General features: G+C 44.0%; 17 protein-coding genes. 3 read left to right on the forward strand and 14 right to left on the reverse strand.

Annotation, left to right across the window (positions count from 1 at the left end):
• Positions 1 to 20: 20 nt before the first annotated feature.
• The 4 genes from G4417_RS13610 to G4417_RS13625 all read right to left on the reverse strand — a co-directional run bounded on the left by G4417_RS13610 (position 21) and on the right by G4417_RS13625 (position 5,998).
• Positions 21 to 1,388 (reverse strand): polysaccharide deacetylase family protein, encoded by a 1,368-nt coding sequence (locus tag G4417_RS13610; RefSeq protein ID WP_173683865.1) that lies wholly within the window; start codon positions 1,386 to 1,388, stop codon positions 21 to 23.
• Positions 1,389 to 1,589: 201 nt separating this feature from the next.
• Positions 1,590 to 2,906 (reverse strand): trigger factor, encoded by a 1,317-nt coding sequence (gene tig, locus G4417_RS13615; RefSeq protein ID WP_173683866.1) that lies wholly within the window; start codon positions 2,904 to 2,906, stop codon positions 1,590 to 1,592.
• Between the two features lie 14 nt (positions 2,907 to 2,920).
• Positions 2,921 to 4,345: a polysaccharide deacetylase family protein gene (locus G4417_RS13620; protein WP_173683867.1), complete on the reverse strand. Its 1,425-nt coding sequence runs from the start codon at positions 4,343 to 4,345 to the stop codon at positions 2,921 to 2,923.
• A gap of 51 nt (positions 4,346 to 4,396) precedes the next feature.
• Positions 4,397 to 5,998: a polysaccharide deacetylase family protein gene (locus tag G4417_RS13625; RefSeq protein WP_243872156.1), complete on the reverse strand. Its 1,602-nt coding sequence runs from the start codon at positions 5,996 to 5,998 to the stop codon at positions 4,397 to 4,399.
• Positions 5,999 to 6,241: 243 nt separating this feature from the next.
• Between G4417_RS13625 and G4417_RS13630 the strand changes: the two genes are divergently transcribed.
• Positions 6,242 to 6,697 (forward strand): hypothetical protein, encoded by a 456-nt coding sequence (locus tag G4417_RS13630; protein ID WP_173683868.1) that lies wholly within the window; start codon positions 6,242 to 6,244, stop codon positions 6,695 to 6,697.
• 62 nt (positions 6,698 to 6,759) lie between these two features.
• Here G4417_RS13630 and G4417_RS13635 read toward each other — a convergent pair whose 3' ends face one another.
• The 9 genes from G4417_RS13635 to G4417_RS13675 all read right to left on the reverse strand — a co-directional run bounded on the left by G4417_RS13635 (position 6,760) and on the right by G4417_RS13675 (position 15,602).
• Positions 6,760 to 7,206, reverse strand: coding sequence for a DUF1934 domain-containing protein (locus G4417_RS13635; protein WP_173683869.1), 447 nt, complete (start codon positions 7,204 to 7,206; stop codon positions 6,760 to 6,762).
• 64 nt (positions 7,207 to 7,270) lie between these two features.
• Positions 7,271 to 8,092, reverse strand: a complete 822-nt coding sequence (gene murI / locus G4417_RS13640) for a glutamate racemase (protein WP_173683870.1) — start codon at positions 8,090 to 8,092, stop codon at positions 7,271 to 7,273.
• A 40-nt stretch (positions 8,093 to 8,132) separates the two neighbouring features.
• Entirely contained in the window at positions 8,133 to 8,408 is a 276-nt protein-coding gene (locus tag G4417_RS13645) for a hypothetical protein (protein WP_173683871.1), read from the reverse strand.
• Between the two features lie 115 nt (positions 8,409 to 8,523).
• Positions 8,524 to 10,200: a GerAB/ArcD/ProY family transporter gene (locus G4417_RS13650; protein WP_173683872.1), complete on the reverse strand. Its 1,677-nt coding sequence runs from the start codon at positions 10,198 to 10,200 to the stop codon at positions 8,524 to 8,526.
• Positions 10,197 to 11,699 (reverse strand): spore germination protein, encoded by a 1,503-nt coding sequence (locus tag G4417_RS13655; RefSeq protein WP_330598382.1) that lies wholly within the window; start codon positions 11,697 to 11,699, stop codon positions 10,197 to 10,199. Before G4417_RS13655 ends, G4417_RS13650 begins: the two co-directional genes overlap by 4 nt.
• A gap of 107 nt (positions 11,700 to 11,806) precedes the next feature.
• Entirely contained in the window at positions 11,807 to 12,526 is a 720-nt protein-coding gene (locus G4417_RS13660; RefSeq protein WP_173683874.1) for a GntR family transcriptional regulator, read from the reverse strand.
• A complete protein-coding gene (gene ispE, locus G4417_RS13665; protein WP_173683875.1) occupies positions 12,523 to 13,395 on the reverse strand; it encodes a 4-(cytidine 5'-diphospho)-2-C-methyl-D-erythritol kinase in 873 nt (290 codons plus the stop codon). Before ispE ends, G4417_RS13660 begins: the two co-directional genes overlap by 4 nt.
• A 130-nt stretch (positions 13,396 to 13,525) precedes the next feature.
• Positions 13,526 to 15,085 (reverse strand): DUF3794 and LysM peptidoglycan-binding domain-containing protein, encoded by a 1,560-nt coding sequence (locus G4417_RS13670; protein WP_202048535.1) that lies wholly within the window; start codon positions 15,083 to 15,085, stop codon positions 13,526 to 13,528.
• Between the two features lie 103 nt (positions 15,086 to 15,188).
• Positions 15,189 to 15,602, reverse strand: a complete 414-nt coding sequence (locus G4417_RS13675; RefSeq protein ID WP_243268848.1) for a protease complex subunit PrcB family protein — start codon at positions 15,600 to 15,602, stop codon at positions 15,189 to 15,191.
• 209 nt (positions 15,603 to 15,811) lie between these two features.
• On the opposite strand from G4417_RS13675, the gene G4417_RS13680 reads away from it, so the two are divergent.
• On the forward strand, positions 15,812 to 16,558 hold the full coding sequence (locus G4417_RS13680; protein WP_173683876.1) for a lysophospholipid acyltransferase family protein: 747 nt from the start codon (positions 15,812 to 15,814) through the stop codon (positions 16,556 to 16,558).
• 35 nt (positions 16,559 to 16,593) lie between these two features.
• Here the strand turns inward: G4417_RS13680 and G4417_RS13685 are convergent, their stop codons facing one another.
• Positions 16,594 to 18,099 carry a recombinase family protein gene (locus G4417_RS13685; RefSeq protein ID WP_173683877.1) on the reverse strand — a complete coding sequence of 502 codons (1,506 nt, stop codon included), beginning with the start codon at positions 18,097 to 18,099 and terminating at the stop codon, positions 16,594 to 16,596.
• Positions 18,100 to 18,507: 408 nt separating this feature from the next.
• On the opposite strand from G4417_RS13685, the gene G4417_RS13690 reads away from it, so the two are divergent.
• A complete protein-coding gene (locus G4417_RS13690) occupies positions 18,508 to 19,371 on the forward strand; it encodes a NifB/NifX family molybdenum-iron cluster-binding protein (RefSeq protein WP_173683878.1) in 864 nt (287 codons plus the stop codon).
• Positions 19,372 to 19,590 lie beyond the last annotated feature (219 nt).

Genomic DNA, 19,590 nt, shown 5'->3' on the forward strand with positions numbered 1-19,590 from the left:
TGCAGGATTGCATATGTTTTTTATTCCGTTCCATCTCCGTAATCTACAGAATCATCACTGTAATCTTCCGAATCATCTGAACTTCCATCATCATAACTTCCGTCATCCGAACTTCCATCATCATAACTTCCACCGTCTGAACTTCCATCGTCTGAACTTCCATCCGAATAATCCCCACTTTCATCTGAGGAATCTGTGCTTCCGTCAGAAGAATCTGCGCTTGCATCAGATGTACCATCTGTTCCGTCTGTGGAAGCTGCTGCATCGGAACCGCCCTGATATCCCGGCACGCCTCCATTACTGAGTGTGCTCGGCCAGAAATCCACATAACATGCATTCTGTAAGGTCACATTCTTGGCTTCTGCCATCTCACTTACTGTTACAAGTTTATATCCCTGTGCGATAAGATCCGGTATCAGCCTCAGAGCTGCCTTTACAGACGGTTCATGAATATCATGCATCAGAATGATAGTTCCATCTGTCAGATCTCCATTCATTACCGCGTTATAGTCTGCATCTGCATCCATAAGTTTCCAGTCTTCTGTGTCCAGCGACCACATAAAGAACGGCTTATTTACAGTATTATAAATATCTGAATTTCCATCACCGTAAGGTGCACGTGCCACACTCGCCCCCTGACCACATGCCTGAATTAATGCGTCATCTGTATCAGAGAACTGCTTTGCAACTGCATCAAGATCAATTGTCGTCAACTGTGTATGATCCCAGGAATGACTTCCAACCTCACATCCAAGTTCCAACATACGTTTTGGTGCATCCGGATATGAACTGACATTCTGGCCAAGCATAAAGAATGTTGCATGAGCATTATTCTGTTCCAGACAATCCAGTAATTCATCTGTATACTGTCCCGGACCATCATCAAAAGTCAGTGCCAGCATCGGACGTACCTTACTCGGATCATAAGATCCGTCCTCATTAAAGTAATAATCCTTCACTCCTTTTTCTACCCATCCTGTCTGTATATATCCGTTTTCGTCAAAAGAATAGGTGACACCATCTATATCCTGAAATCCATTTGAAAAATATGTACCATCTGTATTCTGATACCACTTTCCGTTAGCATCCTCATGCCATCCGGCTGTCATCGTGGCAATCTTATCTGTATCTGATTTACCCTTCAATGGCTGTCTCACCGCAGCATCGGAATTTGCCTGAACTTCCTCTGTATCTGCCTGAGCCTGCACAGCCGTATTGCCGCTTCCATCTCCTGATATATGATGAGCGATCGGAATGATAATTCCTCTCACTATAAATACAAGTGCCAGAATCAGACCTGCCACAGAAAGTCCGATCTTCGTATAATGACGGATCATCATCTGGCGTTTCTTTCTGCGCATCCTCTCGCGCAAAATCCGCTTATCCATTGTTTCCCTGCCCCGCTTTTATATGAATTTGTAATCACAGTAATCCCCGCAAACACATGTAAGAAGATTAACAAGATTTTATGTTCGTTTTAATCATAACTCATTTAAAAAATAAATACAATGCCAATTATTCGTTCATTACTATTGCAGTACTATTTGCAGTAACTTATTCGTTACTGTTCACTCCGTTCACAGTAACACTTATTCCGTACCTAATTCACTCTCCAGATTCTCATCAACATCCGGCTCATCCTGAAAATCTTCTCCGTCACTCTCATCAGTTTCTGATGCATCCTGATCTATGCTCTCGTCAGTTTCTGACATATCCTGATCTGCGCTCTCATCTTCAGCATCCTGTCCGGAATTCTGTACGGCTGCCTCTGCATCTTCTGCAGTTGTATCGCCATTTGAAATTTTATCACTGACACTTGCATTACTTATAATAAAATCTTCTACTCTGAGAAGTCCCACAGACTCATCTACATAATCCTGACCGTATGTGCCAACAAGTTCTGCAAGATTACCGGCTCCCATCTGCTTTACCAGTTTCTCCTGAAGCTGAAGACTTTCCTTATCATCAAGCGACAGTCCTTCTGCATCCATAATCCCCTGCACGATCAGATTCTGTTTTACTTTTCCCTCGGCATACTGCTGGCACTGTTCATCAAAATCGTCCTGAGAGATTCCCTGACTGCCTATAAATTCTTCCAGAGTCATATCAGCCTGCTTTGCATAGAGTTCCATGCTCTTTTTGAATTCAGAAACCGCCCCGTCTATATCTTCCTGAGGATATTCTTTTACTTCAGAATTCTCCAGTACTGTGCTCCAGGCTGTATTCTTAAGTACCTCCTGTGCAGACTGCTTTGCATCTGCTTCCAGCTTGCTGCGTACACCTTCCTTATATTCATCCACAGTTGTATAATCTGTATTCTTCGCAACCCACTCATCTGTAAGCTCCGCCGTACGTCTTACATTCTGAACAGTAACCTTATATACTGCTGTCTTTCCTGCCAGTGTACTGTCTCCATAATCAGATGGAAAATCAATCTGTATCTCTTTTGTGTCACCTTTCTTCATTCCGGTCACACCATCTTCAAATTCAGTGAACATCTGTCCGTCACCGATCACAAAATCATAATTATTGGCAGTACCACCATCAAAAGTCTGCCCATCTATGGTTCCCGTATAATTAACAGTCACCAGATCACCTTCTTTGGCACCCTCTGACACAGGCTCGGCTTTATCCTGCAGCTCCTGATCAATCTGTGACTGCACATCATCATCTGTGATCGCATCTACTGTGTTATCCAGAATAAGCCCCTTGTACTCTCCAATCGTAATATATTTATCCACATTGTCAACTGAGACAAGTCTGGTGCTTCCTGCTTCTGCTTTCTTACCCTCTGCCTGCTTCTCTGCCTTTGTATCGTCTGTTACAACAGCACCCCTATCACTGCATGCTGTTGCTGTCAGTGCAAAGCATGCCACAAGCATGGCAAGATATATTCTTTTTTTCATAGTAATACTCCCTTCTATATTTTCGGTACCGGAGTCGGCCGCGAAGAATCCCACACTTCAGATACATCAAAAAGGTCACTGAGCATCTCCGGGTTATAATACATTCTATATCCATCCAGATTCCTTCTTCCCTGTCGGAAATAATCATCCGTAATCTGTACAAAATACTGACTGGAATCTACATTGCAGAAATACCGGTATCCCTGGCTCTTATAAAACTCATACTTTGCATTGTCTGAAGAATATCCTTCCCAGCTTCCGATATCTGCACCAAATGCAAAAATGATCATATCTGTTTTTCCAAGAACAGGAGCCACATATTTCTTCCATTTTTTAGTATCTCTCTTCAGATCTTTCAGAGAGGTTGATGCAACATTCTTATGTCCCCAGGTATGACTGGCAAATTCCCAGCCTTCCGCTTTCATAGCTGCGGCTACCTTTTTTGCATTTTTTACTTCCTGCTTATAATCAAAATCCGGATGATCCCTGAGGAACTTTTTCTGATCATCCTGCAGGTTCTTTCCTGTTTTATATGCAATGTCCGTACGATATCCAAGAACACCGTCATAACCTGTCATTGCCAGGATTCCCTTTCTGCCATGATAGGAAAAATCCGGATGTTCTTTTACGAAAGTATCGATCAGCGGAACCATATCATAATCTCCCGTAGAAACACTTCCATCATCCTCAATATATTCATTTTTAACATCGCCATTTTCATCTACCACAAGTTTTGATGCAAACCCATCGCCATCCATATAATGATAATAACTCACATCATCCTGCGAAAGCACAAATGGGATCTTACCGGGCGGCAGCATGATACTTCCTCTGGACATGGTTCCATCCTCATTCACTGTTGCCATATCATGAGGACTGACCATCACATATCCCTTATCATACATACTCTGTATTATCTTGTTAAATTCATCAATCGTTGTCATATACTGATTATATCCATCAGAATCAGTATCACCGTCAAATGCCTTTGAGGTATCTTTGATCAGTGTATGAAAAAAAACATGTGTAATCTGTTCCAGAGGATATTCTGTACAGGCAGCTTTCGTATTTTCATATTCAGAAACCGCATTCTGCATATCCGTATTACTGTCATAAGCCGGCTGGCTCTTAAGAAGTTCTATCGCTTCGTCATAATCATACTGTGCAGCCATAAGCGATGCCTGTTCCAGCGGTGAAGCCACTTCTTCCTCTGACTGCTCATCAGTTATTTCCTGTGTATCGTTTCCATCTTCATCTGTTTCGGCATTCTGTTCTTCCTCAGTTTCCAGTGGTGTATTCCCTGCTGATTCTACATCTGTATTCTCAGTTTCGGATTTATGAAATGGAAGATCCTGCTCAAACGGAAACAGGCTACATCCACTTAATCCTAAAGATGCACATAAAATTACTGTCAGCACACACACTGTCTTTTTTTTCATATTCTGCCCCTTTCGATCATGCCCCGCTGTCAACGGTGTGTTTTGCTATGTTCACCCCATAGCAGGTACCGGCACAGGTCTTGATGAATCAAATACCGACTGGGCATCAAACAGATCTGTCAGCAGTTCAGGATTATAATACATTCTGTATCCGTCCAGATTTCTTCTTCCCTGTCGGAAGTAATTACTTCGTATCTGTACAAAATACTGACTGGAATCCACATTGCAGTAATAGTTGTATCCCTGACTCTTAAGATATTCAAACTTCTCCCCTGAATAATCTTCAGCTCCTGTAAGATCTGCCCCAAACGCAAAAATGATGATATCTGTCCCACCGATCAGAGGATCCACGTTCTCTTTAAATTTCTGAGTATCTGCCTGCAGTCTTTCAAGACTGACCTGACTTACATTCTGATGACCCCAGGTATGACTTGCAAACAGCCATCCCTCATCCTTCATAGCCTGTGCTACCCTGGCTGCGTTCTCTCTTTCTGTGTTCAGATCAAAGTCAGGATGTTCATCCAGCCATTTCACTTTATCCGCATCCAGATCATCAGGACGGGTTTCATAGCTGCTGTCTGTACGATAACCAAGGATACCATTATAGCCGGTAAGTGCTACAATACCTTTTGCTCCCCTGTATGAAAAATCAGGATGTTCTTCCACAAACCGGTCGATCAGAGGAACCATATCGTAATCTCCTGTTGAAATACTTCCATCATCTTCCACATACTCATTGCGAACCTTACCTTCCTCATCCACAACAAGCTTCGAAGCAAATCCATCGCCGTCCATATAATGATAATAACATACGTCATCCTGCGAAAGCACAAACGGCACTTTACCCGGTGGGAGCAGGATTTCACCCATGTTCATATTTCCATTTTCATCAGCCGTAGCCATATCATAGATACTGACCATAACATATCCCTTATCATACATACTCTGTGTGATCTGATTAAATTCATCGATAGTTGTCATAACCTGATCATAATCACCTGATTTATAATCACCGTCAAATGCTTTTGAGGTATCTTTGATCAGTGTATGATAAAACACATGCGTCACCTGATCCAACGGCCAGGAAACACAGGAATCTTTTTTCTCCTTATATTTTTTTGCTGCTTTCCTGAACTTTGTATTTGTCTCATATGACGGACTGCTCTTGAGAAGCTCAATAGCTTTATCATAATCATACTGCTGAGCATAATGCTTTGCCTGCATATAAAGAGCCTTATCCTCTTTGCTCAGTGTTTCCTGTTCCGGCTCAGGTGTGGCAGTATTCTCTGATTCTCCTTCTGTTTTCTGTTCCGGCTGTACAGCTGCCGGGGTAGCTTCAGACTCCGCCATCTCTGTGATCTTTGTTTTCTGTTCTGTGAAAAATGTTTGCAGTTCTTCACCATAAAACCCAATGCCTATTCCCACTGCCGCAGCTGCTGCTATGATCACACTGCCTGCAATACGGATTCTTTTCCTCCTGCGGTGTGCCTTATTACGGCGTTCCAACCTGGCAGCTCTCCTTGCTTCATATGCATCATTATCATCATAAAAAAAATCCTCATCCTCACTGGCAGCAGACTGTTCTTTTTCCTGCTCTACAGTTTCCGGAAGTCTCTCCTCTGTATTTTCAGAGTCGGGCTTTAATTCACTCATACTCTTCTCCTTTAATTATCCTGTTTAATTATCCTGATAAAGATATTATAACCATATCCGGTCATTCCATCCTGTAAAAAATGTTTTACCTCGATTATAACCTGTGGCAGACTAAATTTCTACTGCTTTCCATCTATTAATTCTTTTTTTGCAATTGCGTTTTGGCCTGTTTAATGATAAAATAAATTTCATGCAATGGGCTCTCAGAGTCCCTGTGAAATCACATACATTAGGAGGATGCAAATGAGTACAGTAACAATAGTCCTTCTGGTCATTCTTGTTATCCTGATCGCTGCACTGATCGGTTTATATTTCTTCGGCAAAAAGGCTCAGAAGAAACAGGAAGAACAGCAGGCTCAGATTGAGGCAACCAAACAAACCGTTTCCATGCTGGTTATCGATAAAAAGAGGATGCCGTTAAAGGAATCCGGACTTCCTCAGATGGTAATTGAACAGACACCAAAGCTTATGCGCCGTTCCAAACTTCCGATCGTTAAGGCAAAAATTGGACCAAAGATTGCGATCATGATCGCAGATGAGAAGATTTTCGACCTGATCCCTGTTAAAAAAGAGATCAAAGCAGAAATAAGCGGTCTCTACATCGTAGGCGTAAAAGGAATCCGTGGTTCTCTGGAAACTCCTGCCCCGAAGAAAAAAGGCTTTTTCGCAAAATTCAAAAAAGACAAAGCAGCAAAATAATTACCTGCTTATATGAAAAGACCGATGAATCCAGATAAATCATCGGTCTTTTTATTTACAGATTATATTGTAAAATCCTTGCAGTTCTTCGGCTGTGCCTTAATCGCAAGATAACAGTCAGCCACATGCTCCTGGTTCATATCCAGTGCATAGTCCACTTTCATATTAAGACCGCCGTCATTTTCCTTAAGATCCAGATTCGTTGCAGCAATTCCCATCTCAATGGTTCCATAAGGTGTTGTATAATATGTCATATTCTTTTTTCCCTGTTCAAAAACCATATGAACATTAACCACGCCTTTCTTACGGACTTCCATACCCTTCGGTGATATTTTTATGTAATTGATCGTAGGCTCTGCAAAATCCTCCATAACCTCTTCATAACGCAGGTAGTGACTTCCATTGCGGAAATAATACTCTCCCGGAACAACGATTTCGACCGGTTCCTGGTCACCATCTGCATCTATTGTCTGAAGTCCCCTTACGTGAATCAGTACTTCTTTATCCATTCTCTCACACTCCTGATATTCTTACTCATAGCAATTCCGGATTTGTTTTTATGTATCAGCAACTTTAATATTTCTCTATATCTATTTTCTTCGTCATCTCCACATCATACGGCAGAATCGAATTGGCAAATGCCTTAAACTCATCTGCCAGATCACTCACATAGAAACGATACGGAAAATCAGCCTGCACGGTACCGGTTCCGGAGAGTTCCTTCTCCTTCAGCAGTCTGCCCAGCTCCAGAGCAGTCTCATAAGCCGGATTGACCAGGCATACCTGATCTCCCATGATCTTTCTGATCGTGGAACGAAGCAGAGGATAATGGGTACAGCCCAGAATCAGTGTATCAATATCTTTCTCCTGCAGTTCCTTCAGGTATCTCGCCACAACTTCATCCGTTACAGGATCATGAAGCCATCCCTCTTCCACAAGCGGCACAAAAAGCGGACATGCCTTTCCGTACACTGTGATCTCTGGATCAAGACTCTTAAGATATTCCGCATGGATTCCGGTTCCGATGGTCCCCACAGTGCCAATAACTCCAACCTTCTTATTCCTGGTCTGCGCTGCCGCAACCTTCGCTCCCGGTTCTATCACACCAATGATCGGAAGATCAAACTCATCTCTCACTGCATCCAGAGCAAATGCACTGGCTGTATTACACGCGATCACAATCGCCTTTACCTGTTGTTCCTGCAGAAAGCGAATGATCTGGCGGGAATATCTGATGACAGTCTCTTTCGATTTACTTCCATAAGGCACTCTCGCCGTATCTCCAAAATATACAATTTTCTCTGAAGGAAGGTTGCGCATGATCTCACGCGCAACAGTCAGTCCTCCCACGCCGGAATCAAAAACCCCTATGGGCGCCTCCCTGTCTGTTTTCATTTACTTCTCTCCATCTCTCCTGATTTGTTTCATTATTCTATCACCAATTGAGAGCCTGTGCAAGCCAGAAGGATATCTTTATGTCATCTTTCTGCACTTTATCGTCCGACGGAAATCGACTGAAACAGAATTTTGGGTACAAAGTTCCCCACCAGGCAGTGACCGCCGCCTGTTCTTTTCTGTTCTGCACAGTTTCCTGTATCATCTCCGGTACTGCTCCCGCCAGAGCTGCTCCGATCATCCCTGCTGTCAGAGTCAGCATCGCCTGTTTTAAAAATCTTTTTGCCTGTTTTCGGAAATTTTTTTTATCATTCATCTTTGCGCACCTCTCCTGTTTTATACATACTTTGCCAGTCTCAGAGAGCGGACATCCCATTCCCCTCATCGTCATATTCACTGTTCATCCAGATTATCGCCGGCATTTCACAGGTTTATACATCAACTTCCAGACTTCCATTGCGAATCTGTACTGACGGCAGCTGCAAAATCCTGTCTTCTTTATATCTCTCATAAAAAAGTTCCCTGAGTGTCACCACTGCTTTCTTTTTTCCGGACATACGGTTTTCCATCAGCCCTGTAATATATTCTCCCACCGAAGAATTATCCTCACCCTTCCACTGCAGGATTTCTGCTGCATTCTCTGCTTCAAATACATACAGGTCCTCTCCCACAAAAGCTTCCTGTTTCAGATAATCCAATATCTGTCTCCACCGTCCATCCTCTGCAAGCGTCTTTCCGATAATCAGAACCTGCAGATGTCCCATATCCAGCATTTTTTTCTGAGAACGATTATACGCCTGCTCAATCTGTTCAAAATTCCTGCCACTGATCTGTAAAACTCCGGCATCTCTGTCTGTCTCACCCTTCTCCTGTCCGGTAGCCTCAGACATATCCGGCATTCCATAGGTCAGAAGAAAACCTTCCGAAGAAGCATCTGCGCCAAGTGCCATGGGATATGCCCTCTTTTCCGGCTCCACTGCCGCGCCACAGCCTCCCAGAAACACAGAACAGATCAGAACCCCGGCCACTGTAGCCGATATCTTTTTCTTATGTTTTCTTTTTCCTCTGAGAAACAGATAAATATGACAGATAAAAATCCCCGGCACAAAAATGTATCCCAGATACCATCCGAAATAATCCAGGATTCCTTTTCCCTCCTCCTCGAGAAGAGAAATCAGAAAAATCATTGCAGGCATCCAGAACCGGCCTGTACCCAGATGTGCCCTTCGGACGATCTGATGTCCATAATGCAGCAGACTGCCCACCGAAAAAAGCAGACTATACAGAAGAAACCCCATCCATATCACGTCGAAACGTGCCAGCACATTTCCCGGCAAATCTGCCCCGTCCAGTAATGGCAGCACCGGATATCTCTCCAGCCTTACCCTGTCATAACCCAGAACTGCAGGAAGCAGAACTTCCATTCCCACAAGGATTCCTCCAATCGTCAGGATTGCCCACATTGCAGTCTTACCTGCACTTCCATATTTCTCAACATCTCCCATCAGAAACGGCAGAAGACCAAGAGCAGAAAAAGCACACACTGCACCATAAAAAGACCGCACCATATTCTCCATGGTAAGATGATCTCTCTGCACCATTTCCACCAGATATTTTCCCTCCATCTGAGGTATGCAAAGCACCATCATAAGCAAAATCCCGCCGGAAAGCAGACCTCCGGAAACCTCTGCCATCCTCCCCCTTCCCGGCATTCCTTTTCTGCTTCCCACTGAGCATACCAGAATTGCCCAGAATGCGATCCAGCGTCCTGACACTCCCGTGATCAGGCTTGCAGGAACCAATGTTCTCAGAAGTGCAAGCAGATATCCCCCGGACATCAATATATATAATAGAAAGAACACTCCTGTGATCCTGCCGGCCACTTTCCCTGCAGCTTTCACCAGATCATCAAAAGCAGGTGTCAGCCGGATTAGAATGATAACATAGAAACAAAAGAACACCATCGCCGCCACTATTCCCAATACAGCACTCAGTCCATTCATCCCGTCTCTGCCGGGAATACAGAGCAGAAAAGGTGCCAGCAGTCCCAATATCATCTGTCTGTACAACTGCCGATGTGAAATCCTGTTATTTTCTGCAAATTTCATGAAAGTGGCTCCTTTCTCTTCAAACGGATTCTCTGTTCTTCTCTGGCATAAAGCGGTCTTCTCCATCTCATACGAAGCGGTGCTCTCCAGATGCCTTCTCCTTTTTCTTCATGAGGATCCTTCTTTATAAAAGGCACCAGATAAGGGACTCCGAAACTCGACAGCCCTGCCAGATGCGCTATGGTCAGATACACACCAAGGACAATACCATAGATTCCCAGATAACCTCCCAGAATGAGAAATACATATTTCAGTAACCGGAATGCTGCAGCAAATTCCTCATTGGGTACAGTCATTGATCCAAGCGCAGTCAAAGCCACAATCATGACCACGATCGGACTCACCAGATTTGCCTCTACCGCCGCCTGCCCGATCACAAGACCTCCCACGATCCCGATGGCATTTCCCAGTGTACCCGGAACTCTCACACCCGCCTCCCTGATCAGTTCAAAAGACAGCTCCAGAAAGATCAGCTCTGTCACACTTGAGAAAGGTACTCCTTCTCTTGCCTGCGCCAGAGACAAAATCAGCGCAGAGGGAAGAATCTGTGTATGAAACCGGATCACAGCCAGATAAAGTCCCGGCAGAACCGTTGCCATGATCACAGCCAGATACCTGAGTGTTCTTAAAAAAGATGCCATCTCAAACCGATGATACCAGTCCTCACTGCTTTCCATAAAACTGTTAAAATTTCCCGGCAGGATCAAAGCCTCGGGAGAATTGTCACACAGTATCACAACCTTACCGTTCAGAATTTCCTGCACTGCCCTGTCCGGCCTCTGCGTTGTCTGATACTGCGGAAACGGAGAATACCAGACATCTTCTGTCAGTTGTTCCAGCATCCCGCTGTCCAGTATCCCGTCAATCCTGAATCTCCCCAGACGTTCTTTTACCTGTTCAAGAAGTTCTTCATGTACCAGATCCTCCATATACAATACCTGCGTCAACGTATGCGTACGCACTCCTGTGTAATATTCCTCGACCTTCAGCCTGGTATCCCGAAGTCGTTTCCTCACCAGTGCACTGTTACTCTTCACACTGTCAGAAAATCCTTCCCTGGAACCGCGGAGCACTTTTTCCGATTCTGCCTCCATCACCCCCATGGAAGGATAACCTTTACTGGAGATTTTCATCGCCCTGTCATAGCCATCTATAAAAAAAACTGCATTCCCTGCCAGCATGGCAGCCAGCGCTTCATTCATATCTGTCAGTTTCTTTACATCTGCAATCCCCAGACTGTTATTCTTAATAAATTCCTGGATCTGCTCCGGGGAAATCTCCCAGAAATGATTGATCATCTTTCCAATGGCAGAATCATCCAGCATCATATTGGAAACTGCAACTTCTATATAGACCATCAGGCAGTCCACCTTCTGTTTCTCCCCCAGCCTCATGGAACGGATAAGAATATCACTGCATTTCTCCAGCCTGCTTCTCAGATATTTTTCATTTTCCCGCAGATTTGCAGAAATCTTTCTCTGATTTTCTGCTTCTTTCACAGTTTTCACCCCATTTCACAGATAAACCCAATCATAAACTTTTCAACAAAAAAGAGAGGCTTCTCACCTCTCTTAGAATTTCCATATATTCATAGATTATACACCGATCATCTGCGTCCTCTGGTTTTCTCTCTCCCGGCACGTTCCTGTTCTGCATTCTCTGCCTCAATAGAGCGCATGATAGCCATTCTCTGATTCTCAATATGCTGAAAAGAAAGCTCTCTGGCACGTTCCACATCACGTTCCCGGATTGCCTTTGTCAGCTCCTCATGCTCCTTCACAAGCACATCCCTGGTTTCACCTTCCTTGAGATACTCCACACGATAACGGTAAATCTGCTCTCTCATATTATTAAGCACCTGGATCAGTCTCTTATTATCCGATGCCTGATAAATAATCTCATGAAAAGCAACATCCGCTTCCGCAAGCTTAACAAGATTTCCTTCCGCAATAGTATGTTCAAATTCTTTGGCAGCAAGCCATAGTCTGCCCATCTCCTCTTCTGTCATACGTGCACAGGCCTTCTCAATAGCTACGTTCTCAAGTGCAATACGAACCTCCAGAACATCATTCAGATCCTTCTCTGTAATGTTCGCAACCTGAGCTCCGCGTCTCGGGATCATAACTACAAGTCCTTCCTGCTCCAGCTTACGCATGGCTTCCCTGATCGGAGTCCGGCTCACACCAAGTCTCTCCGCCAGGGCGATCTCCATCAGCCTCTCACCCGGCTTCAGTTCTCCTTTAAGGATTGCCTGGCGCAATGTATTAAACACCACATCTCTCAATGGAAGATATTCATTCATGTTCACCGAAAACTCACTTGTCATTTGTGTTTCCCTCCTGTTTTCGTCACTTCTGTTGCAAAAACTGTCTTTGCCAGTCCACTCTCTCTGAGTACCGCCGCAGCTGCTTCCATCTTCTCACGGTCATCAAAAATACCAAACACCGTCGGACCGCTGCCACTCATCATTGCTTTAAGCGCTCCATTATCCTCCATCAGATCCTTAATCTCACCGATCACAGGATATTTTTCAATAATTCCCGGTTCAAAAACATTCCCCATCTTCTCAGTCATTGTCAGAAGATCACCATTTTCAATATCCCTGATCATTCCGTCAATATCCGGATGTGATGAAATCTTATCTAACTGCAGGCTCTCATATGCCATTTTGGTAGATACACTGATCCCCGGTTTTCCGATCAGCACGAAACAGTCGGGAATCTGTGCGATTCTGGTAAGCTTCTCGCCAATCCCTTCTGCCAGGGCAGTCCCACGCATAATACAATAAGGAACATCTGCACCAATGTTTACCGCCCGGTCCATCAGTTCTCTCTCACTGAGTCCCAGTTTAAACAATCGGTTAATCCCCACCATAGCAGCAGCAGCATCTGAACTTCCGCCTGCCATGCCTGCTGCCACAGGGATAAATTTCTCCAGACAGATATCAACGCCTTCCTTCACCTGAAACTCATCCATCAGAAGCTTCGCAGCTTTATATACCAGATTTCGTTCATCACTGGGAATATACGGATAATTTACAGACAGAGAAATCCCAGGTTTCTTAACCTTCTTCATTTTCAGGACATCATACATCTGAATGGTCTGCATGATCATACGGACTTCATGATATCCGTCCTCTCTCTTTCTTAGAATATCCAGTCCCAGATTTATCTTAGCCAGTGCACGTAAACGCATAAATCCCTCCGCTTATCCTTCGTTATATTCTCTGTACTTTGTATACAATAAAAAGCTTTGTACATATTTTAAATCATTTCTTCTCTGTTTTCAATATGTGCCTTTTTATTTTTCATGGAAAATTTTTTCATTACTCCGGCACCTGTTTTACCAGAATTAACTGCTGCCCCGGTTCCACATCTTTTTCATCAAGACCGTTTACATTACAGATTTCATCCACAGTCGTATAGAACTTTCTGGCAATATCCCACAAAGTATCCCCGGCTTTCACAATATAAACCGTAATTCCCGGCATGCTCTCAATTTTTTTGCAGTCCAACGGTTTTTCCTCCACAGACTCAATAATCTGCTCTTCCCACTGTCTGAGCACCAGTGCATTCAGTCCTGCAGTCACCTTAATCTCAATTTCATCTCCATCTGCCATTGCCGCAGAAAGCTGTTCCAGATCTGCCTGAAGAAAATACGTACAGTCCTGCCCGATACCCTTCGCCTCGATCAGATGCGTAAACGGAAGCATCGCGTCCATGGAATAAAACGGCATCTCATCATTTCCGATAATATACAGAATCTTAAGCACTATAATTCCCTCTGCCAGAATACCCTTATCCGTAATCCTGGTCTTATCTATTTTTACTTTACCGATACTATGACAGAGCTGCAAAACTTTTCCCTGGCTCTCTTTAACTTCTATCCGGTCTGTCAGTCTGCATTTCGAGGAGTTTCGCACAAGAAGACTCTCCAGCATTCTTTTTTTGCCATACAGTACACATTCCTTTAGCGGGCTGTATGCATCCAGAAGCAATTCATGTTCTTCCTCCCTGTACATCTTCATATTCAGTTCCAGAACCGCATCCACCTGCAGGATCCTTTCTTCCCCGTCTGTATCCGGTTTCACTTCCATCCCCTTATGGATCAGCATTGGCTCTATATGCGGGATCAGATTCTCCTCACAGCCGCTGCACTCCATTTCACTGTTAAATGGCATGGTATATTCCAGCCATTGCGGTGGATTTTCTTCCTCAGATCCTGTATATATCAGAAAGACCGCCAGTTCCCCCTTTACCTGAAGTTTATTTTCCTTCGGGCGCAGTTCGAGATTCCGCGGTTCAATAGTATACCATAAAAGTTCCTCCACATTTGGTCTGTTTGACGCAAGCACAATATCATCCCTGATCCGCAGAGTATCTTTTTTATGTATACACAGACTCATAAGCTGAATCGGCTTCTTCTTTACCGAAACTTCTGGATCATCCAGTGAAACAGGGACCTCCATTTTCTCCAGTTCATCTACCTCTGCATAGAAGGTCACGATTGCCTTGAGATTCAGTTTTCTGGAATGGATCACATGGGCACTGAGGTCCTCGATCTCCCAGTTCAGACACAGTTTATCGCCACCTTCGATTCCCTCCAGATTAATATCCTCATCCACAGGAAGCTTCGCAGAAAGACTGCAGATCCTGCCCTCTTTTTCCCCTACATAAAGCAAATCCACATTCAAAGTTCCCTTAAGAAACGCCTTCCCTTCACTGAGGCGCACTTCATCCATAGAGACATCCGTTTTACTCTGTACCAGCCTTCCAATGTCCGGTTTGACATCCGGTACATTATAATCCTCATCAAAAGTCACCTGGGTCACTGCTTTATTCTTCACATGCAGCATCTGAACACTTTCTTTTTTTAATTTCACCATAAGCCAATCCTTTCCCTGATACATTTTACCTACGGCAAATCCTCTTAAATACATTATTTACGAGGATTGCTATAAAAAAACAGTCAACATACACTATCCATGATCATCCATCTGTAAACTGCACAGGCTTCTGCGTATCCGCAATCTTGAGAACAATGCAGGGATAGGACGGTTCACTGCCGGTCTCTTTCTCATCAGGTCCCACCAGCCTGGTTTTGCAGAATATCCCGTTCTCCGATTCGGAAACCTCCTCCACCTGAATACTGTAACCTCCGCTAAGCTGCTCTCCATACCCTTTCATCAGATATCGGACATCTCCCACCTGATAAGTCATATAAAAAGCCTTCTCCTTCTTCTGTTCCATCAGTTCCACAACCTCCCGGGGAATTTCCTCCTGTTTCATGACTGTATAGTCCAGAGGTGTACGCTCTCCTTCTTCAATCCTGATAAATCTGCATCCCGATAACACTGCCGTCAACATCAGCACACAGATCAGCGCACCTGCCTTCCTGCTCATAATGCACCCCCGCTATCTCCTTACTATAGCAATTTTATGCCTGCCATACTCCGGTTATTACCCCAAAAACTATCTTGCAGGATATCTCATAATTCCGTATAATATACCTGTCAGAAGATAAAATATTTTATCCCTGAGTAAATATACGGATAATTATATGGGCAGTTCCGGGAAATAATACTCCGGAATACCCGGAAAGGAATTTAATAATGATACGATTTATTCTCGTCTGTATCGTGGTGATCGGATATCTGATCCTCTCCATCCCCATTCTTCTGGTGGAATGGATCATAGGCAAATTCTCTCCTGTGACCAAAGATATCAGTTCTCTTCGGATCATCCAGGCAGTATTCCGTTTTATCCTTCGGATCACTGGTGCCAAAATCACTGTGATCGGAGAAGAAAATGTGCCCAGGGACATCCCTGTACTGTATATCGGAAACCACAGAAGCTACTTCGATATACTTCTCACGTACTCACGCTGTCCGATCCGCACAGGCTACATTGCCAAGAAAGAAATGGAAAAAATCCCACTTCTGTCTACATGGATGCGCTATCTCCACTGTCTTTTCCTTGACAGGGCAGATATCAAACAGGGACTTAAGACCATACTTACAGCAGTAGACAAAGTAAAATCCGGCATTTCCATCTGTATCTTCCCTGAAGGTACCAGAAACAGAAATGAGGATGAACTTGATATGCTTCCATTCCATGAAGGAAGCTTCAAGATTGCAACAAAGGCCAAATGTCCGATCATCCCGGTCGCTATCAGTAATTCTGCCAACATCTTTGAAGCACATTTTCCCAAAATAACTCCTGTCAGAGTTGTAGTAGAATATGGCAGACCAATTTACCCGGATGAACTGAGTAAAGAAGATAAGAAACATATCGGCGAATACACTCAGAACATCATCCATGAAATGCTGGAAAAGAACAAATCTCTTACCGAAGATTAATTCCGGTCAGAAGGTATCCGGCCCAAATCCTTTTATCAGAACTTCCACTGTATCTGGATTGAGCCGGGAAGTACCTTCAGCAATGTGATCATCTTATCAACTGTGAACCTCTTTTCTTCAAATCCGATTTGATCCCAGAGACTTATATTGGATATTACTTTTTCTATCTGTTCCGGCATGACATGATTTTCTGCAAGAACTGTCAGCGCTTCCATCTTTAGCTGACGGGTATGATCTAATTCTTCCACTCTCTGATTAATATAGGCAGCAAGGGTTTCCCCTGCACCGGTCAGTGAATCCACAAACATGGAAATCTCTTCTTCAATCTCCTCAATTTCCCTGTAAATCTTCTTCACTTGCGGATTTTCCTTCAGCTTTGTATATCCCACCGGCGTCTGCGCATCACGCAGCCTGCGTACCATTTCTCCATATACATAATTCTCAACCTCTTCGGTGTAGATCTTACCGCATCCCGGACAGGCTTTGTTGTTCAGACGCTTCGTACATCTCAGGTACTGTTTACCGGACTGTATCTTAATACTCATAAGTGCATATCCACAGTGGCCGCACTTCACTTTTCCCGCAAGCCATGTATTCACAGCCTTCCGGTTTGCCTGGATTGTTTTATTTTGCAGGAGCTTGATCCTGCAGTTCAGCCATTGTTCCGAAGACACCAGACCTTCATGAGGAGCCACAACAAGCATATGCCCTTTCAGATTCTGCTGTTTGTCAGTAACGGAATCCCGCCCCTGATACAGATAACATCCATGAATCCCATCAAACTGTTCAGAGCTGCTGACAACATTTGTCCCATGACTCTTAAAAAAGCGATACACATCCATATCAGCCCGCACATACACCGGATTTCTCAGAAGCTGTGCCAGCATTGGACGAATCAGTTCCTTTCCGTAAAACTGAACTCCCTTTTCAGCATAATATCTTGTGATATCCCCGTAAGAAGTATCCGGTCTCTCATACATTTGAAAAATTTCCCGCACAATTGCAGCCTCCTGCGGCTCCTCCACCAGCTTCTTTGTATGAATCCCTTCCATTATGATCTCCTCAAGCCTGTAGCCATACGGAGGCTTCCCTCCCATCCGGAATCCCCTCTGGCTTCTGGAATAATAAGCATCACTGACACGCTTCTGGATTGTCTCCCGTTCAAGCTGAGCAAACACAATACAGATATTTAACATCGCACGCCCCATAGGAGTAGAGGTGTCAAACTTCTCCGTAGAAGAAACAAACTCCACCTGATACTGCTGGAATAATTCCATCATATTGGAGAAATCAAGAATTGAACGGCTGATCCTGTCCAGTTTATACACAATCACCTTCTCTACCTCCCCTCTGCGGATATCCTCCAGAAGCTGCTGCAGCTGCGGTCTGACTGTATTCTTTCCGCTGTATCCTTTATCCTTATACTCCCTGAACGCTCCGCCCTTCAGTTCATACTTGCAGAATTCAATCTGGCTCTCAATAGAAATACTGTCCGCTCTGTCCACTGACTGTCTTGCATAGATTGCATTAATTCTCTTCATAGAGGTCCTCCTTTTTTATTAATGGCTGTAGTGTACCGACAAGTTGATTTCTCGAACAATCTTGCGTCTAAATTTCTTATTTCCGCGTTGTCGTCGGTCGCCGTAGCCACCGCTACGCCTCCTTCCTCCGCCTTGAAATAAAAAAATTTATCCTGCAAGATTGTTTCAAGAATCAACTTGTCGGCACAGTGGTTTTGTCAACACAATTACCATAACAAATATTTAAAAATGTGTAAATCGACATTTTTCGACATTTATGTATAGCTTTTTCTGACATTACTGTTCACTCCGTTCTCAGTAACACTTTATGATATCTTTCACCGGTAAAAGTTCAATATATCTTGATTTTATCCTGTTTACAGGCTATACTATCTGAATAATATTGTAGTGATTTGGAGGATTTTACACATGAAAATTGCAGTAACTTACGACAATGGAACTATTTTCCAGCATTTTGGAAAAACAGAGAATTTCAAGGTTTATGAAGTTGAAAATGGTCAGGTGCTTTCAGGCGAAGTAATCAGTTCCAACGGAAGCGGCCACAGTGCTCTGGCAGGATTGCTTGCCGGACAGAACGTAGATGTGCTGATCTGCGGCGGCATCGGAGGCGGTGCCCAGGCTGCCCTTACAGAAGCAGGCATTGAATTATGCGCAGGAGCCCAGGGTGATGCAGATCAGGCTGTGGAAGCCTATCTGAAAGGAGAACTGGTATCTTCCGGTGCAACCTGCGATCATCACCATGAGGAAGGTCATTCCTGCGGCGAACACGAAGAAGGTCACTCATGTGGAAGTAACTGTGGAAGCGGATGTGGCGGAAGCTGCGGCGGCTCACAGAATACCATTACAGGACGAAATGTAGGAAAAACCTGCCGCACACATTACAGAGGTACATTTAATGACGGAACTCAGTTTGATTCCTCCTATGACCGCGGCGAACCGCTGGAATTTATCTGCGGTGCCGGTCAGATGATCCGTGGATTTGATGCTGCAGTAGCAGATATGGAAGTCGGACAGATAATCGATGTACATCTGATGCCGGAAGAAGCTTATGGTATGGCTGATCCGAATGCAATCTTCACCATGGAAATCGCCCAGCTTCCGGGTTCAGAAGACCTTACTGAAGGTCAGCAGGTATACCTGTCCAACCAGTATGGCCAGCCATTCCCTGTGAAAGTAGTTGCAAAAGATGAAAAGAATATCACCTTTGACGCCAACCACGAAATGGCAGGCAAAGAACTGAATTTCAGAATTGAACTGGTTGAGGTGAAATAGTGAAATAAGACAAAAAGTTCTCAGTTGTATATTTTTCTTATACAACTGAGAACTTTTGCATATCATACAATGCTGTCTGACAATTCATAAATTTTCCATCTCCTGCACTTCTGATAATTCTTATGCACACATACCCCTCCCAAAAACAACCTGTACACTACCCCAAGGGGAACTATAATCATGACAAAGATTAAAAACACGAAGAAAGGCATGGCTAAG

The sequence above is a fragment of the Blautia wexlerae genome, assembly GCF_013300825.1.
Taxonomy (GTDB): domain Bacteria; phylum Bacillota; class Clostridia; order Lachnospirales; family Lachnospiraceae; genus Blautia_A; species Blautia_A wexlerae_B.